Genomic DNA, 26,665 nt, shown 5'->3' with positions numbered 1-26,665 from the left:
GCCCCGATCCTAACCCCACCAGCGGCGCGGGCGCGAGTGCCGGGCCCACCACGGCCCCGCTGCTACAATTCGCGCCTTTCCCGCCGCGTGCCCGCACGCGGCCGGTGCCAGCCGATCCTACCGGGCCAGCCATGACCAGTACCGCGCAACTCACTTCGCCCTCCTCCGCCGACCTGCTCGACCGTGATTACACGCTCGACCACAAGTACACCCGCAACGAGGGGCGGATCTACCTGAGTGGCGTGCAGGCGCTGGTGCGGCTGCCGCTGATGCAGCGCCTGCGCGATGCCGCCGAAGGCATCGACAGCGCCGGCTTCGTCAGTGGCTACCGTGGCAGCCCGCTGGGTGGCTTCGACCTGGAACTGTGGCGCGCGCGCAAGCATCTGGAAGCGGCCAAGGTGAAGTTCACCCCCGGCCTGAACGAGGACCTGGGCGCCACCATGGTATGGGGCACCCAGCAGACCAACCTGTTCCCCGGCGCCAACGTGCAGGGCGTGTTCGGCATGTGGTACGGCAAGGGACCGGGCGTGGACCGCTGCGGTGACGTGTTCAAGCATGCCAATGCGGCCGGCACCTCGCGCCATGGTGGCGTGCTGGCACTGGCCGCCGATGACCATGCCTGCCGCAGTTCGACCCTGCCGCATGGCAGCGAGGACGAGTTCGTCAGCGCGATGATGCCGGTGCTGAACCCGGCCGGCGTGCAGGACATCCTCGACATGGGCCTGCTGGGCTGGGCGATGAGCCGCTATACCGGCCGCTGGGTCGGCTTCAAGACGATCGCCGAGACGGTGGAATCGTCGGCGTCGGTGCAGGTCGATCCGATGGCGCGCCGCATCGTGCTGCCGGAAGACTTCGAGATGCCGTCGGGTGGCCTCAACATCCGCTGGCCGGACCCGCCGCTGGACCAGGAAATGCGCCTGCACCGCTATGCGGTGAAGGCCGCGCAGGCCTTTGCCCGCGCCAACGGCATCGACAAGGTGGTGATGGATGCGCCGCGCGCGCGGCTGGGCATCGTCACCACCGGCAAGAGCTACCTGGACGTGCTGCAGGCGCTGGAGTACCTGGGCCTGGACGAAGCCGCGTGCGCCGACATCGGCATCCGCGTGTACAAGGTCGGCATGACCTGGCCGCTGGAACCGCAGGGCATCGCGCGCTTCGCGCAGGGGCTGGAAGACATCATCGTGGTGGAGGAGAAGCGTGCCTTCATCGAGCGCCAGATGAAGGAACAGTTCTTCAACTGGCCGGCCAGCTGGGGCCAGCGCCCGTCCATCGTCGGCAAGTACGACGAGAGTGGCGAATGGATCCTGCCGTCCACCGGCGAACTGACCCCGGCCACCATCGCCGGCGTGATCGGCCGCCGCATCCAGAAGTTCTTCAACAACGAATCCATTGAACAACGCCTGCAGTGGATGCAGCAGAAGGAAGCCGAGCTTGCGTTGCCGCGCGCCAGCTTCCCGCGCGTGCCGCACTACTGCTCGGGCTGCCCGCACAACACCTCCACCCAGGTGCCGGAAGGCTCGCGGGCACTGGCCGGCATCGGTTGCCATTACATGGTGACCTGGATGGACCGCAGCACCGACACCTTCACCCACATGGGCGGCGAAGGCGTGACCTGGGCCGGGCAGGCGCCGTTCACCGATACCCCGCACGTGTTCCAGAACCTGGGCGACGGCACCTATTTCCACAGCGGCTCGCTGGCGATCCGCCAGGCGGTCGCGGCCGGCGTCAACATCACCTACAAGATCCTCTACAACGACGCGGTGGCGATGACCGGCGGCCAGCCGGTGGACGGCCCGCTGAGCGTGCCCGACATCGCACGGCAGATGCGCGCCGAAGGCATCCACACCATCGTGGTGCTGTCGGACAACATCGGCAAGTGGACCGGCCAGCGCGAGCACTTCCCCAGCGACGTGGAGTTCCACGACCGCAGCGAACTGGAGGAGGTGCAGAAGCGCCTGCGCGAAGTGAAGGGTGTCTCGATCCTGATCTACGAACAGACCTGCGCCACCGAGAAGCGTCGCCGCCGCAAGCGCGGCAAGCTGGAAGATCCGCAGAAGCGGGTGCTGATCAATTCGCTGGTCTGCGAAGGTTGCGGCGACTGCGGCAAGAAGAGTTTCTGCGTGTCGGTGCTGCCGAAGGAAACCGAGTTCGGGCGCAAGCGCGAGATCGACCAGTCCAACTGCAACAAGGACTATTCGTGCGTGAACGGCTTCTGCCCGAGCTTCGTCACCGTACACGGTGGCCAGCCGCGCAAGGGCAGCAAGCGCGATGCCTCCACGCTGCTGGACAATCTGCCGGCACCAGCCATCCGCGGCACGCTGGAACAACCCTGGAACATCCTGATCACCGGCGTCGGCGGTACCGGCGTGGTGACCATCGGTGCACTGCTGGGCATGGCCGGCCACCTGGAAGGCAAGGGCGCGACCGTGCTCGACCAGACCGGCCTGGCGCAGAAGGGTGGTGCGGTGACCACGCATATCCGCATCGCACGCCGCCCGGATGACATCCACGCCGTGCGCATCGCCGCCGGTGAAGCCGACCTGGTGCTGGGCTGCGACATGGTGGTGGTCAACGACTACTGGGCGCTTTCGAAGGTGCGCGCCGGCCGTTCGCAGGTGGTGCTGAACACCTACGAAGCGATGCCGGGCACGTTCACCACCCGTCCGGACATGCAGTTCCCCGCCGCCGACATCATCGCCGGTGTGCGCGTAGCCCTGGGCGGCCAGGAGCCGCTGCTGCTCGATGCCACCCAGCTGGCCACCGCGCTGCTGGGCGATGCCATCGCCGCCAACCTGTTCATCCTCGGCTACGCCTGGCAGCAGGGCCTGGTGCCGCTGTCGTTCGAGTCGCTGATGCGCGCCATCGAACTCAATGGCGCCGCCGTGGCGATGAACCAGCAGGCCTTCGCCTGGGGCCGCCTGGCGGTGGTCGACCCGCAGGCCGTGCAGCAGGCCGCCGGCCTGGTGCGCAACCGCCACACCGATACCGAGTCCACCCCCGGCCCGCTGCACCCGCTGCCGCCGGGCGAGTGGGAAGGCAATGAATGGGGTGCGACCGCGGCACCGCGCAACACCGGCGACGAACGCGAGCTGCGTGGCCTGCCCTCGCACGGTGGCGACGTGGCATTCCTGCCGCTGGACGACGCACGCCTGTCGCGTTCGCTGGACGAAATGATCGAGCGTCGCGTCGCCTTCCTGGTCGATTACCAGGACGCTGCCTATGCCAACCGCTACCGCAGCTTGGTCGAGCGCGTGCGCGCCGCCGAAGCCGAGCGCATCGGCGGTTCCACTGCGCTGACCGAGACCGTCGCCCGCTACCTGTTCAAGCTGATGGCCTACAAGGACGAGTACGAAGTAGCCCGCCTGTACACCAGCGGTGACTTCCAGCGCCGCCTGCAGCAGCAGTTCGAGGGTGACTACCAGCTGCGCTTCCACCTGGCGCCGCCGCTGTTCGCAAAGAAGGATGAGCAGGGCCGCCTGCTGAAGAAGGAATACGGCCCGTGGATGTTCAAGGCCTTCGGCCTGCTGGCCAAGCTGAAGTTCCTGCGTGGCGGCCGCCTGGATGTATTCGGCCGTACTGAAGAGCGGCGCATGGAGCGCCAGCTGATCGCCGATTACGAAGCCACCGTGCAGCTGCTGCTGGATGGCCTGGATGACGACCGCCTGGCGCTGGCGGTGGAGATTGCCAGCATCCCCGAGCACATCCGCGGCTTCGGCCACGTCAAGGAAGCCCACTTCGCGCAGGCCAAGGCGCGGGAAGCCACGCTGCTGGCGCAGTGGCGGAACCCGAAGGCACTGCACATCGTGCAGGTGGCTTGACGCGGCGCTGCGTCATGGAAAGGCAACCTATAGGTTGCATAGCGATATAGCAATCGATAGGTTGCCTCCTCAGCGAGAAAGCGATAGGTTGCTTGTCGTAAAGCAACCTATCCTTTGCGTACGCGTTGGCGTACGGTCATCTTTCCTTGAGGACTGCCGGTATGGACAGGCCGCTGCACACAGTGAGGACAGCCCAACAACTTGCGCCCCTGATGCGTGCTTTCCGGCGCCAGGCGGGCCTGAGCCAGGCTCAGCTGGCGGAGCGACTCGGGATCAGCCGCCAGGCAGTGGGCGCGCTGGAACGCGACCCTGCATCGGCAAGTTTTGAACGCCTGATGCGGATCTGGGCGGTGCTGGGTCTGGAGGTCAGCCTCCAGCAACGAAGTCCCCAGGAGAACACGTCGTCATTGGAGTGGTGAGCCATGGGTACGCTGCAGGTCTGGATGAATGGTGTGGAAGTCGCACTTTGGGATGATGTCCGGAACGGGTCATCCCGGTTGTCGTATGTCAGCCAGTGGATCAGCTCGCCCCAGTCCCGACCGTTGTCGCTCTCTCTACCCCTGCTCCCAGATGGCGAGAGCCATCGGGGCAACGTCGTCAACGACTACTTCGATAACCTTCTTCCCGATAACGTCGCCATACGCAACCGGATCCGCGACCGGTTCGCCACGCGCGGCAGCGATACGTTCGATCTTCTTGAAGCCATTGGACGGGATTGTGTCGGCGCAGTGCAGCTGTTGCCGCCAGCGCATCCACCCGAAGACATCCAGCAGATCACGTGCGAGGTGTTGGACGAAGCAGGTGTCGCTACGATCCTGCGTCAGGTGACGACAGGGAACCTGCCTGGCGCACCCAGCCGTGATGATGCATTCCGCATTTCCATCGCCGGTGCGCAGGAAAAGACCGGTCTTCTGCTGCATGCTGGCAAATGGTGCATTCCTACCGGCAACACACCATCCACTCACATCTTCAAGCTGCCGCTTGGCATTGTTGGCAACATGCGGGCAGACATGCATCAGTCCGTGGAGAATGAATGGCTGTGCATGCATCTGCTTTCCGCCTTTGATATCCCCGTGGCCGAGACGCAGATGGGCCGCTTCAACGACCAACGTGCTCTCATTGTCGAGCGGTTTGACCGTCGCCTGTCTGCCGACCGCCGGTGGTGGCTGCGACTGCCACAGGAAGACATGTGTCAGGTCTTTGGTCTGCCGGCTGCCAGAAAGTATGAATCCGATGGCGGCCCCGGTATCGTTCCGATCATGGATCTGCTTCGACAGTCCGAACACCCCGAGGATCGCGCGATCTTCTTCAAGACGCAGATTCTTTTCTGGATGCTGGCCGCAACCGACGGCCATGCCAAGAATTTCAGTGTTCACCTGGAAGCCGGTGGACGCTTCCGCCTGACGCCCGTCTACGACGTGCTGTCGGTATATCCCATCCTCGGCAGGGGACCCAATCAACTCGATCCACGAAACGCACAGCTCGCCATGGCCGTACATGGCAAGAACCGCCACCGGAAACTGCACCTTGTGCGACGGCGGCACTGGAATGAAACCGCGCGCGCCTGCGGCGTTGCCGATGGTGCAGAACCATGGATCAAGACATTGATCGCGGCCGTCGAACCCGCCATCCAGCAGGTCACCCGTCAGCTCCCGGATGATTTCCCCTCAACCGTGTCCGAACCGATTTTCGACGGACTTCGTGCTGCGGCAGCACGCCTTTCCAGCATGGCCCCCGAGGCCTGATCACCCCAACCGCCACAGCAGCAGGCGGTTGTTGGCCGGCATCGCCACGTCGCGCAGGCGGGTGAAGCCGTTGTCCTCGGCCAGCGCCTGCACGGCTTCCACATCGCGTATGCCGCTGCGCGGGTCACGTGCCTTCAGCCACGCATCGAACTGCGCGTTGCTGTCGCTGGTGTAGCGGCCGCCGTAGTTGAACGGGCCGTAGACCGCCAGCAGCGCACCGTGGCGCAGCAGCGGCGGCAGCGCGGCAAACAACGCCTGCACGTGCTCCCAGCCCATGATGTGCAGGGTATTGGCAGTGAACGCCGCATCGAACGTGCTGCCCTGTGGCAGGCTGAGCCCGGGCGCCGGTGGCAGTTCCACCTGCAGCGCCGCCGGCGGCAGCAGGTTCAGCAGCGCCGCCTCGGCGCGCCAGGCCTCGATGCCGGGCAGATGGTCCGGGTGATCGCTGGGCTGCCAACGCAGCCACGGCCAGCGCTCGGCGAAGAAGGCCGCATGCTGGCCGGTGCCACTGCCGATCTCCAGCACCCGATGGCGGTCGCCCATCCACGGGTCGAGTGCGGTGGCGATAGGTTCGCGGTTGCGCTCGCAGGCTTCTGAATACGGCTTGCTCGACATCAGGACGGGGTCCAGGCGGGGTCGACCCCATTGTGCACGAGGGGGTGTTGCTCGGCAGGGCTTGCAGCCCTGCACCTGCTTCAAGCCACAGCAACGGCAACAGCCACGTCAAATTCAAAAGCGGGCTTTCCGTGGGATGGCGGGGTGGGTTCGATTGAGGGGGACGCTGCAAGTACGTCCATGTAAGCTCGGTCGCCGCATCCATGCGGCTCACGCCCCCTCAACCGGACCCACCCCGCCTTCGACAGTTGGCCGCGATCTGTCGGAAACACTCTTGGGGTCAGATCCGTTTTCCGCAGGAAAACGGATCTGACCCCGAATTTCATTCGATATCTGACAGATGTGCCGACCAACGGTCGGCACCCACCAACAGCCACCGGCCAGCTGTCAGAGGTGGGGCGGTGTGGGTGGGCAGGACCGTTGGCGCCATGGATGGCGCCATCGAGCCCCCAGGGACGGGTTTACGGCGTGTCCTGCCCACCCACATCGCCCCGCCATCCCTCAGCAAGCCCGCTGTTGCTGTGGCTGTTGCTCCGGCTCTGAGCAGGTGCAGGGCGCAGCCCTGCCGAAACCCTCCCAACCATGACTGCAGTCACTTGTCCCCACGCCCCGCGCTGGCGAAAGTCGAGGAGTTGACGTGATCGGTCCGGCCCATTGCCAACCGCACGCAAGCGAGAGAGAGAAACGCTGTGCAACGACGTGAGTTCCTGGCTTTTTCCGGTCTGGGCCTGGCGGGCCTGCTGCTGCCGCATTCCCGTGCCATCGCCGTCGAGCAGCTGCTCGCCCCGGTCGATACCGCCCAGCGCAGGCGCCTGGCGGACGTGGCGCTGGCCGCCGCACGCACCGCCAAGGCCAGCTACTGCGATGTCCGCATCGGCCGCTATCTCAACCAGTCGGTCATCACCCGCGAACACCAGGTCGGCAATGTGACCAACCGCGAGTCGTCCGGCGTGGGCGTGCGCGTGATCGTCAACGGCGCCTGGGGCTTCGCCGCGACCCATCAGCAGACCGAGGCCGCCGTACGCGCCGCAGTCGAGCAGGCGGCGGCGATCGCCCGTGCCAACGCCAGCATCCAGACCCGGCCAGTGCAGCTGGCGCCGACACCCTCGGTCGGTGAGGTGCGCTGGCAGACGCCCGTCCGCAGGAACGCAATGGCGGTGCCGATCCAGGACAAGGTCGAACTGCTTCTGGCGCTCAACGCCGCCGCGCTGAATGCGGGTGCCGACTACATCAATTCCACCCTGTTCCTGGTCAACGAACAGAAGTACTTCGCCTCCAGCGACGGCTCGTTCATCGACCAGGACATCCACCGCATCTGGCTGCCGTTCACCGCCACCGCCATCGACAAGGCCAGCGGCAAGTTCCGCACCCGCGCTGGCCTGTCCTCGCCGATGGGCATGGGCTACGAGTTCCTCGATGGCGATGCGAGTGGCAAGGTGCAGCTGCCCGGCGGCATCACCGCCTACCGCGATTCCTACGACCCGGTCGAGGACGCCATCGCGGCCGCCCGCCACGCGCGCGAGAAGCTGAAGGCGCCGTCGGTAAAGCCCGGCAAGTACGACCTGGTGCTGGACCCGTCCAACCTGTTCCTGACCATCCACGAGAACGTCGGCCACCCGCTGGAGCTGGACCGCGTGCTCGGCTACGAAGCCAACTACGCCGGCACCAGCTTCGCCACCCTGGACAAGCGCGATGCGGGTTTCCGCTGGGGCAGCGACATCGTCACCTTCTTCGCCGACAAGACCCAGCCGGGCAGCCTCGGCGCCGTCGGCTACGACGATGAAGGGGTGAAGACGCAGCGTTGGGACCTGGTGCGCGACGGCATCCTGGTTGACTACCAGGCCACCCGCGACGAGGCCCATATCCTCGGCCGCGATGCATCGCATGGCTGCAGCTATGCCGATTCCTGGTCCAGCGTGCAGTTCCAGCGCATGGCCAATGTCTCACTGGCACCGGGCAAGCAGCCGCTCAGCGTCGAGGACATGATCAAGGACGTGGAGAACGGCATCTGGATCCACGGCCGCGGTTCGTATTCGATCGACCAGCAGCGCTACAACGCGCAGTTCGGCGGCCAGCTGTACTACCAGATCAAGGACGGAAAGATCGCCGGCATGGTCGAGGATGCGGCCTACCAGATCCGAACGCCGGAATTCTGGAATGCCTGCACCGCCATCTGCGATGAACGCGACTTCCGCCTGGGCGGTTCGTTCTTCGACGGCAAGGGCCAGCCCGGCCAGGTCTCGGCGGTCTCGCACGGTTCGTCCACCACCCGCTTCAACGGCATCAACATCATCAACACCGCGCGCAGTCTCGGCGCTTGAGCCACCCATCCTTCGACATGGAGAGCAGCCTTGCAAAGACGTGACTTCCTGGCCCTGACCGGGCTTACCGCGGGCGGGCTGATCGTGCCCTCCTTCTTCGGCAAGGTGATCGCCGCCGAACAGCTGCAGAGCTCGCTGGACCTGGGGCTGAAGAAGCGCCTGGCCGATGCGGCGCTGGCCGCCGCCCGCCAGGCCGGCGCCACCTACTGCGACGTGCGCATCGGCCGCTACCTGCGCCAGTTCGTGATCACCCGCGAGGACAAGGTGCAGAACGTGGTGAACACCGAGTCCACCGGCGTGGGCATCCGCGTGATCGTCAACGGCGCCTGGGGCTTTGCCGCCACCAATGCGCTGGGTACGGCCGATGTGGCCAAGGCCGCGCAGCAGGCGGCGGCGATCGCCAAGGCCAATGCCGGCGTGCAGACCGCGCCGGTGCAGCTGGCCAAGGCGCCGGGCGTCGGTGAGGTGAGCTGGCGCACGCCGATCCGCAAGAATGCGATGGAGGTGCCGATCAAGGACAAGGTCGGCCTGCTGCTGGACGTCAACGCCGCCGCAATGGGCGCCGGTGCCAGCTTCGTCAACTCGATGCTGTTCCTGGTCAACGAGCAGAAGTACTTCGCCTCCACCGACGGCTCCTACATCGACCAGGACGTGCACCGTATCTGGGCGCCGATGACGGTCACCGCCATCGACAAGTCCAGCGGCAAGTTCCGCACCCGTTCGGGCCTGTCCTCGCCGATGGGCCTGGGATACGAGTACCTGGATGGCGCCGCCGCGGGCAAGGTGGTCGGCCCCAATGGCGTGGTCAACTACAGTTCTTCCTACGACATGAAGGAAGACGCCATCGCCGCTGCCAGGCAGGCGCAGGAAAAGCTGAAGGCACCGTCGGTGAAGCCGGGCAAGTACGACCTGGTGCTCGACCCGTCGCACACCTGGCTGACCATCCACGAGTCGATCGGCCATCCGCTGGAGCTGGACCGCGTGCTTGGCTACGAGGCCAACTACGCCGGCACCAGCTTCGCCACCCTGGACAAGCGCGAACAGCATTTCCAGTACGGCAGCGAACTGGTCAACATCTTCGCCGACAAGACCCAGCCGGGCAGCCTCGGCGCGGTGGCGTACGACGATGAAGGCGTGAAGTGCAAGCGCTGGGACCTGATCAGCAACGGCAAGCTGGTGGACTACCAGACCATCCGCGACCAGGCCCACATCCTCGGCAAGACCGAGTCCGACGGCTGCTGCTATGCCGACTCGTGGTCCAGCGTGCAGTTCCAGCGCATGGCCAACGTGTCGATGGCACCGGGCAAGAAGCCATTGAGCGTGCCGGACCTGATCAAGGACGTGGAGAACGGCATCTACATCATCGGTGATGGTTCGTTCTCGATCGACCAGCAGCGCTACAACGCGCAGTTCGGCGGCCAGCTGTTCTACGAGATCAAGAACGGCCAGATCACCCGCATGCTGGAAGACGTGGCCTACCAGATCCGCACGCCGGAGTTCTGGAACGCCTGCACCGCCGTGGCCGACGAGCGTGACTACCGCCTGGGCGGTTCGTTCTTCGACGGCAAGGGCCAGCCGGGCCAGGTCTCGGCGGTCTCGCACGGTTCGTCCACCGCGCGCTTCAACGGCATCAACGTCATCAACACCGCACGCAGCCTCGGCTGATCGGTCAGGAGCCCTTACACCATGAGTATCTTCACCGAAGCCCAGGCCAAGGCCATCCTCGACAAGGTCATCGCCCTGTCCAAGGCCGACGAATGCACCGCCGTGCTGGCCGGCGCGATCGACGGCAACATCCGTTTCGCACTGAACAATGTCTCCACCAGCGGCATCGTCGACAACACCGAACTGGCGGTCACCGTTGCCTTCGGCAAGCGCGTCGGCACGGCCTCGATCAACGAGTTCGACGATGCCGCGCTGGAACGCGTGGTGCGCCGTGCCGAAGACCTGGCCCGCCTGGCCCCGGAAAACCCGGAGTTCATGCCGGCCATCGGCAAGCAGACCTACCGCGCCAGCCCCACCTTCAGCGAATCCACTGCCGCGATCGATCCGGCTTTCCGTGCCAAGGTTGCCGCAGATTCAATCGCGCCGTGCCGTGGCCATGGCCTGATCGCCGCCGGCTTCCTCGAAGACGGCCAGGGCTTCCAGGCCACCGCCAACAGCAACGGCAACTTCGCCTACCAGCGCACCACCAACTTCAATTACACCTGCACCGTGCGCACCGAGGATGGCCGTGGTTCGGGCTGGGTCGGCCGCAACCTGAAGGATGCGGCTGACTTCAAGGCGGACCAGGACATCCGCATCGCCATGCGCAAGGCCACCGAATCGGCCGAAGCCAAAGCGCTGGAGCCGGGCAAGTACACGGTGATCCTGGAGCCGGCTGCGGCGGCCGGCCTGATCAGCTTCATGATGAATTTCTTCAGCGCACGCTCGGCCGATGAAGGCCGCAGCTTCCTGTCCAAGAAGGGCGGCGGCAACAAGCTGGGCGAGCAGGTCTACGACCCGCGCGTGACCATGATCGCCGACCCCTGGCATCCGGACGCACCGGTGCTGCCCTGGGACAACGAGGGCCTGCCCCGCGAGCGCATGGCCATCATCGAGAACGGCAGGATCGCCAACCTGGACTACTCGCGCTTCTGGGCGCAGAAGCAGGGCAAGACCGCCAAGGCGTCGCCGGGCAACCTGCTGATGAGCGGTGGCGACAAGAGCACCGCCGAACTGGTTCGCGGCACCCAGAAGGGCATCCTGGTCACCCGCACCTGGTACATCCGCATGGTCGATCCGCAGACCGTGCTGCTGACCGGCCTGACCCGCGACGGCACCTTCTACATCGAGAACGGCCAGATCAAGCATCCGGTGAAGAACTTCCGCTTCAACGAATCGCCGGTGATCATGCTCAACAACATCGAAGAGCTGGGCAAGCCGGTGCGCGTGGCCGGTGATGAATCCAGCTACGTGATGATGATCCCGCCGATGAAGCTGCGCGATTTCACCTTCACTTCGCTGTCCGACGCGGTCTGATGGATCGCCGGGCCTGCCTGCGCTGGTTGGCCGCTGCCGCTTCGGCGGCGGCGCTGCCAGCCTGGGCACAGGCAGGCCCGCGCAGTTCGCGCTACGACTTCTGGTTCACCCGCCTTCAGTACGACTCCGGTGACTGGGACGTGGACGCGCGCATGCCGTCCAACCTGATCACCTCGCTGATCGACTACACCTCGCTGCGCGTCGACCCGCAGGAACACGTGGTGGCGCTGGCCGACCCACGCATGCTGGAAGCGCCGTTCTGCTACCTGGCCGGGCACACGCTGGTGGAGTTCAACGCCGCCGAGCGGCAGAACTTCGTGCGCTACGTGCGCAATGGCGGCTTCGTCTTCGTCGACGACTGCAACCACGATATCGACGGCCTGTTCGCTACCTCGTTCGAGGCGCAGATGGGTCGCCTGTTCGGGCCCAGGGCATTGCAGAAGCTGCCCAACAGCCACCCGCTGTACCGCAGTTTCTTCCGCTTCCCGGATGGCCCGCCTGCCACCAGCTTCGAACTCAACGGCTGGGGCGACGACCTGGTGCACGACTACCTGAAGGGCATCGAGGTCGACGGCCGCCTGGGCCTGCTGTACAGCAACAAGGACTACGGCTGCGAGTGGGACTACGACTGGCGCAACAAGCGCTTCCTGGCCGAAGACAACACCCGCTTCGGCGTCAACATCGTGATGTACGCGTTGAACAACTGATAGGACCTGCACGCCCATGACCTCCCCCGACCTCGATTCCCTGCTGCCGCGCCTGGATGAGCTGCGCGCCGCGCTCGCACGCGCCGTGGTGGGCCAGAACACCGTGGTCGAGCAGCTGCTGATCGGCCTGCTGGCCGGTGGCCACTGCCTGCTGGAAGGCGCGCCCGGGCTCGGCAAGACCCTGCTGGTGCGCTCGCTCGGCCAAGCACTGGAGCTGCAGTTCCGGCGCGTGCAGTTCACCCCCGACCTGATGCCCAGCGACATCCTCGGTACCGAGCTGCTGGAGGAAGACCACGGCACCGGCCATCGCCACTTCCGCTTCCAGCAGGGCCCGATCTTCACCCACCTGCTGCTGGCTGACGAACTCAACCGCACCCCACCCAAGACCCAGGCCGCACTGCTGGAAGCGATGCAGGAACGCACGGTCAGCTACGCTGGTACCACCTACGCGCTGCCCGCGCCGTTCTTCGTGCTGGCCACGCAGAACCCGATCGAGCAGGCCGGAACCTACCCGCTGCCGGAAGCGCAGCTGGACCGCTTCCTGCTGCACGTGCTGGTGGATTACCCCAGCGAAGACGAGGAGCGGCAGATCCTGGAACAGACCACCGGCGGTGCCACCGACGCGGTGCCGAAGGTGATGGATGCCGACGCGGTGATCGCGCTGCAGGCCGCGGTGCGCCAGGTGCATGTCAGCCCGGATGTGCTCGCCTGGATCACCCGCCTGGTGCGCGCCAGCCGGCCCGGCGACGGTGCTCCGGCGGCGATCAACCAATGGGTGAAGTGGGGCGCCGGCCCGCGTGCCGGCCAGTCGCTGGTGCTGGCAGCGAAGGCACGCGCACTGCTGCAGGGCCGTTTCGCCGCCACCCGCGAGGACGTGCAGGCGCTGGCCGCGCCGGTGATGCGCCATCGCCTGCTGCTGTCGTTCGCCGCCGAGGCCGAGCAGAAGCGTGCCGACGACGTGGTCGCCGCGCTGCTGCAGGCCGTGCCCTTCCCGGGTTGAGCCACGCGTGAACGCAGGTACGCCGTTGACCCTGCCGCCGGAACTGCGTGCGCGCCTGCGCCTGCTGCGGTTGCGGCCGCGCCTGGCCAGCGGTGCCAGTGGCATCGGCCAGCACGCCAGCCGCAGCCGCGGTGCCGGCCTCGAATTCGCCCAGTACCGTGCCTACGAACCGGGTGACGAACTCCGCCAGATCGACTGGAAGCTGTATGCACGCTCGGACCGCTTCTTCGTGCGCGAGTCCGAACGCGAAAGCCCGATCACGGTCTGGCTGCTGCTCGATGCCACCGCCTCGGCCGGCCAGGCGGATCGCGCGGCACCGCAGCACTCGCGTCTGGACCATATGCGCGGCGTGGCCGCGTGCGTGATTGAGCTGGCCTTGCAGCAGGGTGACCGTTTCGGCCTGCTGGCAATCAATGGCGATGGCCTGCAGCTGGTCCCCGCGGCGAACGGCGCGCGCCAGCGTGATCGCGTGCATCTGCAACTGCACGCCCTGCAGGCGCGCGGCGCCTGGCCTGCGGCCGATCGCCTTCGGCCGCTGTGGGAGCGCGTGCGCCCGGGCGACCTGCTGCTGGCAATCGGTGATGGCTTCGACGACGCCGGCATCGTGCTGCTGGAACAACTGGCCAGCGCGCGCCGCGAAGTGGCACTGCTGCAGATCCTCACCGCCGACGAGCGCGACTTCCCATTCGACGTCGGCCACCGCTTCCGCGACCCGGAGACCGGCGAGGAACTGCTGGGCGATGGCGCGGCGATCCGCGCTGACTACCTGCAGCGCTTCGCCGACGCACGCAGCGCATTGCATGCGCGCCTGCAGGCCAACGGGATTGCCAGTGCCACCGGCTGGCTGGACCAGCCGCTGGACCAGGCGCTGCAGGCGCTGTTTGGCCGTGGGGGCGATGCATGACCCTGCTGTTCCCGCTCGGCCTGGCCGCGCTCGCCGCAGGGTTGCTGCCGCTGCTGATCCACCTGGCCCGCCGCCATCCGTACACGCCACTGGATTTCGCCGCGCTGCGCTGGCTGCGCGCGCAGATACGGCCACGCCAGCGCATCCGCTTCGATGACTGGCCGTTGCTGCTGGTGCGCCTGCTGTTGCTGGCCGCACTGGCCCTGCTGCTGGCACGACCTGTGTTGACTGGCCCGACGGCGCCTCCCGCTGCATGGACCGTGGTAGCGCCGGGACTGGATGCTACGACCCTGCATGGAACGGCCGAGGATGGCAACTGGCACTGGCTGGCACCCGGCTTCCCCGCCATTGATCAGGCACCCCCTGCAGCCACCGCCTCCCTACCCAGCCTGCTGCGCGAACTGGACGCGCAGCTGCCCGTCGGCACCGCATTGACCGTGCACGTTCCCGATCCCCTGCCCGGCCTGGATGGTGCCCGCCTGCAGCTGTCGCGCGACGTGCAGTGGCACACGCAGCCGATGCCGGTCACTGCGCAACCGAGTGCCGCGACGTCGCCGCGCCTGCGCGTGCACAGCGATGCTTCGGCCACTGCCCAGCGCTGGTTGAACGCACTGCAGCGCGCGTGGGGCGTGCAGGCACCGCTTGCTCCGCTGCCGGCGGATGCCCTGCCGGAGCGCGGCGAGATCGGCGTGTGGAGCCGCAGCGATGCACTGCCGGCGAACTGGCAGGCGTGGCTGCGCGGCGGCGGTCGTGTCATGACTGCCGGCAAGCCTGCTGCCAGCGCCCGCATCCTGCTGCGCGATGCCGAGGGCGCACCGCTGCTGTGGCAGCAACGCATCGGCCACGGCTATCTGCTGGCGCTGCCGGGTGGCTGGAATGCCGCCAGCAACCCTGCGCTGCGCGATCCGCGCCTGCCACGTGCCCTGCTGCTGGCGCTGCAGCCGCCTACGGCCCCGCGCCTGGGCGATGCACGTGACCAGGCACCGCAGCGGGCCGCATTGCCTGCTGCAACACCACCGCTGCGTGAGCCCACGCCTTGGCTGTTGCTGGCCGTCGTGCTGCTGTTCGCGCTGGAACGCTGGATGGCCAGCAGCGCCCGGCGCAGGGTGGCCGCATGAACACCCTGCAGCACGCCTGGCAACGCGCACGCCGCCGCCGTGCGCTCATCACCCTGCTGTTGGGCCTGCCATGGGCGCTGGCCGCCACGGTGCTGGCCCTGCGTCTGGCAGGCTTCGATACCGCCTGCGTCGTCGGCACGGTCAGTCTGCTCGCGTGTGCGGCCTTCGCCACTGCGCATGTCCGCCAGCTGGACCGGCAGTGGCTGCAGCGCCAGCTCGATGGCAGCGGTGCCAGCGAGGACAGTGCCGATCTGCTGTTCGCCGATGCCGCCACGCTCAATCCGCTGCAGCAGCGCCAGCGCACGCATGTGCTGGCCATGCTGGAACGCGCGATGCCGGAGCTGCGTCCACGCTGGCCGCGTGGGGCATTGGCGCTGTGCTGGATCGCAGGCCTGGCCATTGTTGTGCTGGCATTCGGCTGGCCACGTTCCGGCCCCGGCTCCGTGCCTGTCCGCACGCCGGTGCCTGGCAGCGCTGCTGCTGCGGGCCCGCTGCGCCTGCAGTCCACCCGCCTGCGCATCGACGCGCCGGCCTATACCGGCCAGGCCACGCTCACCCAGAATGCGCTGGATGCGAAGGTTGCCGCCGACAGCCGGCTGTCCTGGTCCCTGCGCTTCGACCGCGCCCCGGACAAGGCGTGGCTGCAGTTCCACGATGGTCGCCGCTTGCCACTGAGCGAGCGCGAAGGACAGTGGCAGGCGCAGGATGTGGCACGTATGCCGCTGCTGTACCGCGTGGTGAGCGAACCGGCGCTGGCAGAGACCCGCCTGCATCGGCTGGATGTGGTGGCCGACCGTGCACCCAGCGTGCGCGTACTGGAGCCCACGGCCAGCCTGGTGCTGGGCACGCCGGGGCAACGGCAGTGGGCACTGCGCTTCGAGGCCAGCGACGATTACGGTGTCGCGGCGCAGGCAACGCTGTCGATCACCACTACCCAGGGCAGCGGTGAGAACATCACCTTCGTAAAGCGCAGCGTCACGCTTGCCGGCAGCGGCGAAGCCACCGCGCGGCGTTTCGCCCACACCCCTGATCTGGCTGCGCTGGGCGCGCAGCCTGGCAACGATGTGATCGCCCAGCTGGAAGTACGCGACAATCATGCACCCACGCCGCAGACCGGGCGCAGCAGCAGCGTGATCCTGCGCCTGCCCAGCGCCGAAGTCGCGCTCGGTGCAGAGCTCGAGGGCCGCATCAAGAAGACCCTGCCTGCGTATTTCCGCAGCCAGCGGCAGATCATCATCGATGCCGAAGCGCTGATCCGGCAGCGACGCAGCCTGGCCGCCGAGGACTTCGTGAAGCGCAGCGATGCGATCGGTGTCGACCAGCGCATCCTGCGCCTGCGCTACGGCCAGTTCCTGGGCGAGGAAAGCGAAGGTGCGCCGAAGCCGCCGCCGACCAGCGACCTGCCCACCAGCGATGCGCCGACCGCAGACGGCCACGACGACGATCACGAGCACGACCATGGCGCGCAGGCCGGTGCGCAAGACGACCATGGCCACGATCATGGCAGTACAGCCAACGCAGATATCCCGCCGGTGTTCGGCAGCGAGACCGACGTGCTTTCCGAATACGGGCACACCCATGACCACGCCGAGGCGACCACCCTGCTCGATCCGCAGACCCGCGCCACGTTGAAGGCCGCGCTGGATCAGATGTGGTCGGCCGAAGGCGAGCTGCGCCAGGGCCGCCCGGAGCAGGCGCTGCCATTTGCCTACAAGGCGCTGGGCTTCATCAAGCAGGTGCAGCAGGCCGAGCGCATCTACCTGGCCCGGGTCGGGCCGGAGCTGCCACCCATCGATGAAAGCCGCCGGCTGGGCGGTGATCGCGCCGGACTGGCCAGTCGTGAACTGCCGTTGGCCGCGCGAACCCCGCCGGACCCGGCCATCGTTGAAGCCTGGCAACGCCTCGGTGATGACAACGGCGCACCGGATCTCGATGCGCTGGCGGCCTGGCAGCAGCGCAACGCCGCCTACCTGCCCGATGCACTCGATCTGGCTGCGGCCATCGAGCAGCTGCGCATCGAGCCCGACTGCGGCGACTGCCGCCAGCGCCTGCGCGCACAGTTGTGGCGGGCGCTGCAGCGTCCTCTGCCACAGACGATGCGGCGCAGTGCCGCCGATGCGATGGGCCAGCGCTACCTCGACGCGCTGGAGGCGCAGCCATGAACGCCTCCGCTGTGAACCTGTGGATTGCACCGGCACTCGCCCTGATCGTGGTCATCGCCAGCGTGCGCCAGCTGCGTGCGGACACTGCGCACCCCGGCCGCCGGTGGGTCGTGATCGCACTGCAGATCGTTGTCGCCACGCTGCTGTATTTCTGCCTGGCGCCCCCCACCCGCCAGCAGCCCGCAGGCGGGCTGGTCGTACTTGGCGTCGATGCGGGCAAGGCCGACTCACTCCCGGCCAGCGAAGGCCCGCTGTTGCTGTTGCCGGAAGCTGCCGATGTGCCCGGCGCACAGCGCGTACCCGACCTGGCCACCGCGCTGCGCCAGCATCCGGCCGCCACGCTGACGCTGGTCGGTGCGGGCCTGGTCGCACGTGACCGCGACGCGGTGCTGCCGCCGGATGTGCGTTGGCAGGCTGCACCGGAGCCGCGCGGCTGGATCGCGCTGCAGCCGCCGGCCGATGTCGCACCCGGTGCCCGCTTCGACGTGCTGGCGCAGGCGCGTGGCGCGGCCAAGGCGAAGGCCGAACTGCTCGACCCGGCCGACAGCGTGGTCGATCGCACGGAGGTTGCCGACGACGGCCGCGTGCAGCTGAGTGGTGTCGCCCGCGCCGAAGGCCGCAGCGTGTTCCAGCTGCGCCTGCTCGATGCCGACGGCCATGTGGTGGACAGCGTACCGGTGCCGCAGCAGACCCTGCCGTCCGCACCGCTGCGCCTGCTGGTGCGCGCCGGCGCGCCGGGTCCAGAGCTGAAGTACCTGCGGCGCTGGGCAGCCGATGCAGGCATCCGTGTGCAGGTGCAGGCGGATACCGGGGCCGGACTCAGCATCGGCGATGGCGCGGTGTCGATCGATGCAGCATCGCTCACGCGCAGCGATCTGTTGCTGCTGGACGAGCGCAGCCTGGCGGCATTGAGTGCTGGCCAGCTGGCCGCCGTGCGCCAGGCGCTGCGCGATGGACTGGGCGTGCTGGTGCGCAGTGCGGGCGCACCTTCGGCCAGCGCGCGGCAACGCCTTCGCGATCTGGGCCTGCCAGTGCAGGGTGATGGCAGCAGCCACCCCCTCGAACTTCCCGGCGATGGCGAAAGCGCGGTCCTCGCCGCACGCCGTGGCCCGCTCGCCGCTGGCACATTGCCGACCGGCTACGGCGAAGAGGCCGACCGCAGCTCGCACAGTGCCGCGCTGTCTTCGCTGGAAGCACTGGCGTTGCAGGCGCCGGGCAGCAACGCGCTGCTGCACGATCGGGGCGGTCAGGCCGTCGGCGGCTGGCGCGCGGTCGGCAAGGGCCGCATCGGCCTGCTGCCGCTGACCGACAGCTGGCGCTGGGTGCTGGCAGGCCGCGATGACCGCCACGGCGAACTGTGGAGCGACGTGGTTGCCACGCTGGCACGCGCGCAGGGCAGCGGTGATGCGCTGTGGTCACCACAGCCCATCAGCTGGGCAGGCGAACGGCAGGCGCTGTGCGGCGTGCAGGCGCCGCTGCAGGCCTTCAACCTGCGTGGCGACAGCGTGGCGCTGATCGCCGATGGTGCAACGTCGGCGCTGCGCTGCGCCGGCTGGTGGCCCCGTGAGGCAGGCTGGCAGCGCCTGCAGCATGGCGACAGCATCGTCTGGCGCTATGTGTTCGACCCAAAGGACGCCGCTGCACTGCATCGGCAGGCGATGATCGATGCGACCACGCAGGCGTTGGCCTCCAGCACGTCGGCGAACGCGTCGGTGATGCAGCCCGTGCCGGGCTCACGCTGGCCGTGGTGGCTGGCGTTCGTGTTGTGCGCATCGCTGCTGTGGTGGCTGGAACGGCGGCGCTGACCCGGGGTCGGATCCCTTTCGCCCGCGAAAGGGCTCTGACCCCCTCCGTCAGGCGTTCTTCAACGCGAGCCCGCGCGCCGGTACACGCCATTGAAGCGCACGTTCATGCCACCGCATTCGCTGTTGTCGGCCACGATCAGCACCTCGCCCAGCGAATGCACGCGTACCTTGCAGGTGTCCTCGACGAACTCGACGTCGGCACCGCGCGGCGCGGCGCGCGCTTCCACCTGGCCCATGTTCGGTCCGTAGGGACGCTGCTCCGGCGTGGGGTTGGCGGAGGGCCAGTAGGCGTCCCCCTCCACATGCAGTTGCCCACCCTGCACGGTGATGCGCAGGCCGTTGTCGCCGTCCTTCCAGTTGCCCGCCCAGTCCTGCAGCGACGGCACGGCCACCGGCAATGGCTGCAGCTTGCTGCGGTCCACCCAGCCGGCACTGCCACCCACCCTGTTCGGGAAGAACGCGCAGCGATAAGCGCCCAGGTCGCGCCCGGTCACCACCGTATCGCCGTTGACCACATAGCTGCGCTGTCGGCAGGCCGGTTCGCCCTTGGCCGGGCAGCCGTCCATGTCGCCAAGCAGGTACAGGCGCGGTGCATCGACCACCCGCGCCAGTGCGAACCGGCTCTGTTCGGACGGGAACGCGCCATTGCGGCAGGCGCCGTCATCGGCGATGCCGGAAGCGAAGGCGGAGGCTGGCAGCAACGCGGCCAGCAGGCAGAACGAACGCAGGGACATGGCGATGGCACCGATGGGGAAGCCGGCAGGATATACCGGGCTACTTCACCGGCGGCGCGTCGCCAGCATTCTGCTCCTGGGAGAACCGCAGCGCGCGCCGCTGCTGTTCCGCACTGAGTTCCGGCGGCGGCCGCGCCACGGCGGCCTGGATCTGCGAAGGTCCACCCGTGAGCTTGTTCACGCCCTTGGCGGCCGCCATCACACCCTTGACCACGCCCATCATGATGTAGCCGCCGCCCATGCTCACCTGCTCCGGCGATGGCGGTTCGCTCCAGTCACGGCTGAAGCGGTTGTCGCCGAACTTCACCGGGTTCTTGAAGCGGTAGAGATCCAGCGGCTCGTCTTCCGGCTTGAGCGCACGCACTTCGCCGAGGGTGGTGACGTTGTCCTGCGGCAGAGCGGTGGAGATCGGTGCGGTGGTTGCCGCCGAAGCATCCACCGGGGGAACGGGCGCCGGATCGGGCACCGCCACCGGCGCGGCCTGCTGCGCCTGCGCGATGCCGGCCAGCAGCATGCCGGCCAAGAGGGCTCCCTGCGTTCCACGTCGTGCCACAGCCATCCACCTGTTGGTTGCGTCCAGCGCCCAAGGATACGGATGCCGGCTTCAGATTTCGTTGCTGCACTGGCAGCTGTTCAGCCAGGGGAGATGCGGCGACGCTACGGGACGCGGGCACTGAACGGTTCACGCCCTCCGTGTGCGGTGTCTCACATCCTGAGACGTGAGTGTGGTGCCATGTGACCCCTCGCAATCCGTCCCGGCTCCATCTTCCATGGCCTACGAACTCGCCAAGCGCACCGCCGATGCCGAGCAGAAGCTCGCCACGCGCGACGGCCTGCCCGCCCGCGACGGCGCCCTGCTCAGCGCGCGCCTGCAGCGCCGCTACCAGGACCGCATCACCGGCAGCTTTGCCATTCCCGGCCGCGAAGGCCGCTATGCGCCCATTCCCGATTCAGTTCCGCCTGCCCTGGCCGCTGCGCTGAAGGCGCGTGGCATCGAACAGCTCTACAGCCACCAAGCCGAAGCCTGGGAGGCCAGCCAGCGCGGCGAGCACGTGGCCATCGTCACCCCCACCGCCAGCGGCAAGTCGCTGTGCTACACCCTGCCGGTGGTCAGCGCGGCAATGCAGGACAAGGCCAAGGCGCTGTACCTGTTCCCGACCAAGGCACTGGCCCAGGACCAGGTGGCCGAGCTGCTGGAACTCAACCGCGCCGGCGATCTGGGCGTAAAGGCCTTCACCTTCGATGGCGACACGCCCGGCGATGCACGACAGGCCATCCGCCTGCATGGCGACATCGTGGTGTCCAACCCGGACATGCTGCACCAGGCCATCCTGCCGCATCACACCAAGTGGGCGCAGTTCTTCGAGAACCTGCGCTACGTCGTCATCGACGAGGTACACACCTACCGCGGCGTGTTCGGCAGCCACGTCACCAACGTGCTGCGCCGGCTCAAGCGCATCTGCGCGTTCTACGGCGTGCAACCGCAGTTCATCCTGTGCTCGGCCACCATCGGCAACCCACAGGCGCATGCCGAGGCGCTGATCGAGGCCCCGGTGACTGCCATCACTGAATCCGGTGCGCCCAGCGGGCCGAAACAGGTGCTGCTGTGGAACCCGCCGGTGATCAATCCGGACCTGGGCCTGCGCGCCTCGGCGCGCTCACAGAGCAACCGCATCGCGCGCATCGCGATCAAGTCCGGGCTGAAGACCCTGGTGTTCGCGCAGACACGTTTGATGGTGGAAGTGCTGACCAAGTACCTGAAGGACATCTTCGACCACGACCCGCGCAAACCGCCGCGCATCCGCGCCTACCGCGGTGGCTACCTGCCCACCGAGCGGCGCGAGACCGAGCGCGCGATGCGTGCCGGCAACATCGACGGCATCGTCAGCACGTCGGCACTGGAACTGGGCGTGGATATCGGCAGCCTGGACGTGGTCATCCTCAACGGCTACCCCGGCAGCGTGGCCGCCACCTGGCAGCGCTTCGGCCGCGCCGGCCGCCGCCAGCAACCCGCACTGGGAGTGATGGTGGCCAGCTCGCAGCCGCTGGACCAGTATGTGGTTCGCCACCCGGACTTCTTCGCCGAGGCCTCGCCCGAGCACGCGCGCATCGCGCCGGACCAGCCGCTGATCCTGTTCGACCATATCCGCTGCGCGGCCTTCGAGCTGCCGTTCCGGGTCGGCGATGGCTTCGGCCCGATCGATCCGGAGGTGTTCCTGGAAGCGCTGGCAGAGACAGAAGTGATCCACCGCGAAGGCGAGCGCTGGGAATGGATCGCCGACAGCTATCCGGCCAACGCGGTCAGCCTGCGTGCGGTGGCCGACGGCAACTTCGTGGTGGTCGACCGCAGCGATGGCCGCCAGCAGATCATCGCCGAGGTCGATTATTCCGCCGCCGCGCTCACCCTGTACGAGGGCGCCATCCACATGGTGCAGTCCACGCCGTACCAGGTGGAGACGCTGGACTGGGACGGCCGCAAGGCCTACGTCACCCGCACCCACGTGGACTACTACACCGACAGCATCGACTTCACCAAGCTCAAGGTGCTGGACCGTTTCGATGGCGGCGTGGCCGGCCGTGGCGATTCGCATCATGGCGAAGTGCACGTGGTGCGCCGCGTGGCCGGCTACAAGAAGATCCGCTATTACACCCACGAGAACATCGGCTACGGGCCCGTGAACCTGCCCGACCAGGATCTGCACACCACTGCGGTGTGGTGGCAGCTGCCGCAGGCGCTGCTGCTGCGCGCGTTCGCCAGCAAGCAGGATGCGCTGGATGGCTTCCTCGGCGCCGCCTATGCACTGCACATCGTCGCCACCGTGGCGGTGATGGCCGATGCGCGCGACCTGCAGAAGTCGGTGGGCAACGGCGATGGTTCCTGGTTCGCGATCGCCGACCAGCGCGGCCGCGGCCAGCTGCGCGGCAGCGAGGGCGATCCCGGTGGGGTGGAGCTGCTGCAGGAGTTCGTGCCCACCGTGTACCTGTACGACAACTTCCCCGGCGGCGTCGGCCTCAGCGAACCGCTGTGGCAGCGCCAGGCCGAACTGGTGCAGCGCGCGCGCGAACTGGTGCAGCGCTGCGACTGCAGGGCCGGCTGCCCGGCCTGCGTGGGCCCGGTGCTGGCCGCGCAGGAAGACGATGAGACTTCGCCGCGTGCGCTGGCGCTGCGCGTGCTCGACCTGTTCGATGCCGACGCCTGCCAGCACGTGCCCGACGTGGTGGTGACCACGCGCGACCCGATGGAGCTGCTGGCACCGTGAGCGTGAGCCTGGACAAGCTGCGCCTGCTGCGCCAGCAGGCCGGCGACCCGAAGGCGAGCACACCGGCCGCGCCGGACGTGCCCCCTGCGCCACCGGCACCCGTGGCCGCGAACGATGCACGGCAACCACCGGCCGAGCGGTCGGTGTTCGCCTGGGTCGAACAGGAGATCCGCCACAAGCCGACCGGCGCTGCGGTCTCCACACCGGCACCCGCAGCGCTGCGTCGGCCGGAAGTGGGCGGTCTGCATCGCCTGCTCGGCCTGCGTTCGCGCGGTGGAGCCGCGCCGGCACGCGCCAGCGCGCAGGATCGTCAGCTGCCCGGCGAGGAAATCGCGCCGGGCCTGTTCCTGATCGAATCGCTGCAGCCGCAACCAATCCCGACCGCCCCGCTGTCATTGGCCTTCGCCAAGCGCGAGGACCAGCATGTAGCTGCGCGCGACCTGCTGTTCTTCGATACCGAGACCACCGGCCTGGCCGGTGGCACCGGCACGCGTGCCTTCATGATCGGCGCGGCCGACTGGCACGTGTGCCCGCAACGTGGCGAAGGCCTGCGCATCCGCCAATTGTTGATGTCGACCATGGCCGCCGAGGACGCGATGCTGGCCACCTTCGCCAGCTGGCTGCAGCCCTCCACCGTGTTCTGCAGCTACAACGGCCGCAGCTACGATGCGCCGCTGCTGAAGGCGCGCTACCGGCTGGCGCGCCAACGCGATCCGATCACCGCGCTGGACCATGTGGACCTGCTCTACCCCACCCGTCGCCGCTATCGCGGCACCTGGGAGAACTGCAGGCTGTCCACCATCGAGCGCCAGCTGCTGCGCGTAGTGCGCGAGGACGACCTGCCCGGCTCGGAAGCGCCGGGCGCATGGCTGCGCTTCCTGCGCGGCGGCGACGCGGTGAACCTGCGCCGGGTGGCCGACCACAACCATCAGGATGTGGTGACGCTGGCCCTGCTGCTGCAACGATTGGTGCACGAGGAGCAGCGCGAGCGCGAGACGCTGGCGCTGGTCGGGCAATAGGCCTTGACGCGGCCTGACGGTGGCAGCGGCGACACTGCCGCCACCATCCACGCCTGGAGCCCGACGATGCGCCTCAATCCCCTGGTCCTGCTCGCCATCCTGCCCTTGGCCGCCTGCAGTCATGCCGGCAGCAGCACCTCCCATGATCCCGCGCCAGCGCCCGTGGCCGATGCCGCGCACGAATGCAAACCGGAGGCGCTGGACGCCTTCACCGGCAGGACCGCCGACGAAGCCACGATCAAGAAACTGGTGGCTGACAGCGGTGCGCGCAATGCACGGGTGGTCAAGCCAGGCATGGCGGTGACCATGGACTTCCGCCAGGACCGCGTGACCGTGCAGGTGGATGCGCAGAACCGCATCGAGCGCGCCAGCTGCGGTTGATGTTCCCAGGGTAGTGCCGGCGCTGGCCGGCACCCCCCATTGCCGGCCAGCGGCCGGCACTACCGATCAGAGTCGCTCGGCCTTGCCACTGGCCAGTGCGCGCGCGATCACCTGCTGCGCCTGCTGCGATGCCTGCGCATGCACGCGTGCCTGGCGCTCGCCCAACGCGGCCTGTTGGCTGCCCAGCGTCGCCTGGCGGCTGGCCAGTTCAGACTGCTGGCTGGCCAGGCGCTGCATGGCGCGGGTGCGGCTGGCACGCGCGGTTTCGTTGTCCACTTCCTGCATCGCACGACGCGCCTCGGCGGCAGCCTCACGTGCGGCCTCACGTGCAACCGCCGCGTCGTTGGTCGCGCCCCGCGCCGCCTTCGCCGCTTCGGCCGCCGCTTCGCGGTTGATGTCATGCGCGGCCATCGCACTGCGCGCGGCCTCCGCTGCGGCCAGTGCCAGGCGGCGCGCCTCTTCACCCTGCAGACGCCCCATCTCACCCATCTGCTTGCCCAGGTCGCCCTGCTGGCGGCCCAGCGCACTCTGCTGGCGGCCCAGTTCGCTCTGCTGGCGACCAAGGTCCGCCGCACCGGCATAGGCGCGCTGCAGCGACTGGATCAACATCGGGTCGCGCACCACATAGCGCTTGTCGCCCTGGCGGAACCACAGCGCCGGGCCCTTGCCGAGCTGCCTGCGGGCCACCATCACGTCGTCCATGCCGCCGTTGGCGAAGGTCGAATCACCATCGACCAGCACGAAGGCCTCCCGGGGCGACTTGCCCAGATCGAGGCGACCGTAGGTCGTGATGGAGGAGGTGGTGGTCGTGCCGTCATGGTCCTCATCCATGCCAGCGGCATCGTCGACATCGGCCACATCGGCATCGTCAGGACCGGAGGGTTCTTCCATATCGGCCGGTTCTGCGGGCGGTGCGGGAGCCACCGGCTCGGCCGGAACGCGCGCGGCCGAGGCTGGTGCGGGCGGGGCTTCCGGAGCCTTCGGCGGGGGCGGCACCACGGCCTTCGGGGCGGCCGGAGGTGCGGGCGGGGCCGGCGGCACCGGCGCTGCGACCAGCCGCATCGGCGCCACGCCCACCACCACCACCACAGCGGTCAGCGCCACCGCCAGCAGACGCGGGCAGGACCGGTGCGACTGCAGCGAAAGCAGGCGACGCTTGAGGCTGGTGGTGCTCGGTGCGGCGCTGGCCACGCCCAGATGCGGCTGCGGGGCCACGCCCAGCTGCAGCAACAGGCGGCCATAGGCCTGGCGGCTGGCGCCATGTTGGCCGACCACCGCCGCATCCACGGCTTCCTCGCGGGCCTGCGCGTATTCGCGCACCGACAGGCGCAGCAGCGGGTGGAAGAAGAACAGGTGCTGGGCCAGCGCGGGCAGCAGGCCCCATTGCAGGTCACGGCGCTGCAGGTGCTGCAGTTCGTGGGTCAGTGCCAGGTCCAGCGCATCGCCCTGCAGGACGTTGTCGCCGGCCGGCAGCAGCAGCACCGGGCGGAACGGCCCGACCAGCTGCGGTGCGTCCACCTGCGTGCTCATCCACAGCCGCGGCGCACGGCGCACGCCGTGGGCATCGGAGGCCAGCTGCAGGGCCTGCACCAGCGCCTCGTCCTCGCAGGGATACGCCGCAGCCAGCAGTGCGCGGCAGCGGCGCCACTCACCGAAGGTGCGCAGCGCCATCACCAGCACGCCGGACAGCCACAGCGCGGCCAGCGCGACCGCCCACCATGCAACTGCCGGTACTTCGGCCGCGGGCAGCGGCATCGCGGCCAGCAACTGCGCAGAGGCCTCCGGGGCCAGCGGGTAGACGATGTCAGCGGCCACGTCGGTCGCGGTCATCGCCACCGCCTGCGGCGCCGGCAGCCAGGCCAACTGCAACGGCTGGCTCCAGAACAGGCCGAGCACAGCCTGCAGCGAGACCAGCCACCACAGGCGGCAGCGGGTCGCCGCCGACAGCGACGGCAGCGCGCGGCACAGGCCGTACACCAGCGCCACCAGCAGCACGGTCTGCAGGCTGGTCCAGCCCAACCGTTCCAGCATCGGAATCAGCATCGTGGTGTCCAT

The 26,665-nt window shown here is 68.1% G+C and carries 19 protein-coding genes; 15 read left to right on the top strand and 4 right to left on the bottom strand.

Annotated features, from left to right (window positions below; genetic code table 11):
- Positions 1 to 131: 131 nt before the first annotated feature.
- The 3 genes from AC5P5S_RS10545 to AC5P5S_RS10535 all read left to right on the top strand — a co-directional run bounded on the left by AC5P5S_RS10545 (position 132) and on the right by AC5P5S_RS10535 (position 5,563).
- Positions 132 to 3,818, top strand: coding sequence for an indolepyruvate ferredoxin oxidoreductase family protein (locus AC5P5S_RS10545; RefSeq protein WP_231336679.1), 3,687 nt, complete (start codon positions 132 to 134; stop codon positions 3,816 to 3,818).
- A 161-nt stretch (positions 3,819 to 3,979) separates the two neighbouring features.
- The gene (locus tag AC5P5S_RS10540) at positions 3,980 to 4,237 is read left to right on the top strand and encodes a helix-turn-helix domain-containing protein (RefSeq protein ID WP_005407534.1); all 258 of its coding nucleotides are present in this window, start codon (positions 3,980 to 3,982) and stop codon (positions 4,235 to 4,237) included.
- A gap of 3 nt (positions 4,238 to 4,240) precedes the next feature.
- Complete coding sequence (locus AC5P5S_RS10535) at positions 4,241 to 5,563, top strand: type II toxin-antitoxin system HipA family toxin (RefSeq protein ID WP_231336678.1); 1,323 nt, start codon at positions 4,241 to 4,243, stop codon at positions 5,561 to 5,563.
- On the opposite strand, the gene AC5P5S_RS10530 is transcribed toward AC5P5S_RS10535, so the two are convergent.
- The gene (locus AC5P5S_RS10530) at positions 5,564 to 6,178 is read right to left on the bottom strand and encodes a DUF938 domain-containing protein (protein WP_043034904.1); all 615 of its coding nucleotides are present in this window, start codon (positions 6,176 to 6,178) and stop codon (positions 5,564 to 5,566) included.
- Between the two features lie 689 nt (positions 6,179 to 6,867).
- Here AC5P5S_RS10530 and AC5P5S_RS10525 point away from each other — a divergent pair.
- The 9 genes from AC5P5S_RS10525 to AC5P5S_RS10485 are packed head-to-tail and all read left to right on the top strand — an operon-like array spanning position 6,868 to position 19,216.
- Complete coding sequence (locus tag AC5P5S_RS10525; RefSeq protein WP_231336677.1) at positions 6,868 to 8,499, top strand: TldD/PmbA family protein; 1,632 nt, start codon at positions 6,868 to 6,870, stop codon at positions 8,497 to 8,499.
- 30 nt (positions 8,500 to 8,529) lie between these two features.
- Positions 8,530 to 10,164: a TldD/PmbA family protein gene (locus AC5P5S_RS10520; RefSeq protein ID WP_005407530.1), complete on the top strand. Its 1,635-nt coding sequence runs from the start codon at positions 8,530 to 8,532 to the stop codon at positions 10,162 to 10,164.
- 21 nt (positions 10,165 to 10,185) lie between these two features.
- Positions 10,186 to 11,520 (top strand): TldD/PmbA family protein, encoded by a 1,335-nt coding sequence (locus AC5P5S_RS10515; RefSeq protein ID WP_005407529.1) that lies wholly within the window; start codon positions 10,186 to 10,188, stop codon positions 11,518 to 11,520.
- Positions 11,520 to 12,227 (top strand): DUF4159 domain-containing protein, encoded by a 708-nt coding sequence (locus AC5P5S_RS10510; RefSeq protein ID WP_005411842.1) that lies wholly within the window; start codon positions 11,520 to 11,522, stop codon positions 12,225 to 12,227. The genes AC5P5S_RS10515 and AC5P5S_RS10510 overlap by 1 nt, the downstream gene beginning before the upstream one ends.
- Before the next feature lie 16 nt (positions 12,228 to 12,243).
- Positions 12,244 to 13,227: an AAA family ATPase gene (locus AC5P5S_RS10505; protein ID WP_005407527.1), complete on the top strand. Its 984-nt coding sequence runs from the start codon at positions 12,244 to 12,246 to the stop codon at positions 13,225 to 13,227.
- A gap of 7 nt (positions 13,228 to 13,234) precedes the next feature.
- A complete protein-coding gene (locus AC5P5S_RS10500) occupies positions 13,235 to 14,131 on the top strand; it encodes a DUF58 domain-containing protein (RefSeq protein ID WP_049395464.1) in 897 nt (298 codons plus the stop codon).
- Positions 14,128 to 15,249 (top strand): BatA domain-containing protein, encoded by a 1,122-nt coding sequence (locus AC5P5S_RS10495; protein ID WP_099529935.1) that lies wholly within the window; start codon positions 14,128 to 14,130, stop codon positions 15,247 to 15,249. The genes AC5P5S_RS10500 and AC5P5S_RS10495 overlap by 4 nt, the downstream gene beginning before the upstream one ends.
- Positions 15,246 to 17,411: a DUF4175 domain-containing protein gene (locus AC5P5S_RS10490; protein ID WP_231336676.1), complete on the top strand. Its 2,166-nt coding sequence runs from the start codon at positions 15,246 to 15,248 to the stop codon at positions 17,409 to 17,411. Before AC5P5S_RS10495 ends, AC5P5S_RS10490 begins: the two co-directional genes overlap by 4 nt.
- A complete protein-coding gene (locus AC5P5S_RS10485) occupies positions 17,408 to 19,216 on the top strand; it encodes a hypothetical protein (RefSeq protein ID WP_201863849.1) in 1,809 nt (602 codons plus the stop codon). Before AC5P5S_RS10490 ends, AC5P5S_RS10485 begins: the two co-directional genes overlap by 4 nt.
- A 59-nt stretch (positions 19,217 to 19,275) precedes the next feature.
- Here AC5P5S_RS10485 and AC5P5S_RS10480 read toward each other — a convergent pair whose 3' ends face one another.
- Both AC5P5S_RS10480 and AC5P5S_RS10475 read right to left on the bottom strand, forming a co-directional pair.
- The gene (locus AC5P5S_RS10480; RefSeq protein ID WP_012478708.1) at positions 19,276 to 19,950 is read right to left on the bottom strand and encodes a hypothetical protein; all 675 of its coding nucleotides are present in this window, start codon (positions 19,948 to 19,950) and stop codon (positions 19,276 to 19,278) included.
- 40 nt (positions 19,951 to 19,990) lie between these two features.
- The gene (locus AC5P5S_RS10475; protein WP_044569323.1) at positions 19,991 to 20,509 is read right to left on the bottom strand and encodes a hypothetical protein; all 519 of its coding nucleotides are present in this window, start codon (positions 20,507 to 20,509) and stop codon (positions 19,991 to 19,993) included.
- 211 nt (positions 20,510 to 20,720) lie between these two features.
- On the opposite strand from AC5P5S_RS10475, the gene AC5P5S_RS10470 reads away from it, so the two are divergent.
- From AC5P5S_RS10470 to AC5P5S_RS10460, 3 genes are all read left to right on the top strand, one after another.
- Positions 20,721 to 23,210: a DEAD/DEAH box helicase gene (locus AC5P5S_RS10470; RefSeq protein ID WP_231336675.1), complete on the top strand. Its 2,490-nt coding sequence runs from the start codon at positions 20,721 to 20,723 to the stop codon at positions 23,208 to 23,210.
- Complete coding sequence (locus AC5P5S_RS10465) at positions 23,207 to 24,229, top strand: ribonuclease H-like domain-containing protein (protein ID WP_231336674.1); 1,023 nt, start codon at positions 23,207 to 23,209, stop codon at positions 24,227 to 24,229. The genes AC5P5S_RS10470 and AC5P5S_RS10465 overlap by 4 nt, the downstream gene beginning before the upstream one ends.
- Before the next feature lie 66 nt (positions 24,230 to 24,295).
- Positions 24,296 to 24,610 carry an I78 family peptidase inhibitor gene (locus tag AC5P5S_RS10460; protein WP_012478704.1) on the top strand — a complete coding sequence of 105 codons (315 nt, stop codon included), beginning with the start codon at positions 24,296 to 24,298 and terminating at the stop codon, positions 24,608 to 24,610.
- Between the two features lie 66 nt (positions 24,611 to 24,676).
- On the opposite strand, the gene AC5P5S_RS10455 is transcribed toward AC5P5S_RS10460, so the two are convergent.
- Positions 24,677 to 26,665 carry a M56 family metallopeptidase gene (locus AC5P5S_RS10455; protein WP_231336673.1) on the bottom strand — a complete coding sequence of 663 codons (1,989 nt, stop codon included), beginning with the start codon at positions 26,663 to 26,665 and terminating at the stop codon, positions 24,677 to 24,679.

The sequence above is a fragment of the Stenotrophomonas sp. YJH_SMC_54 genome, from assembly GCF_059368435.1.
This window is presented reverse-complemented; position numbering and strand designations above follow the sequence as displayed.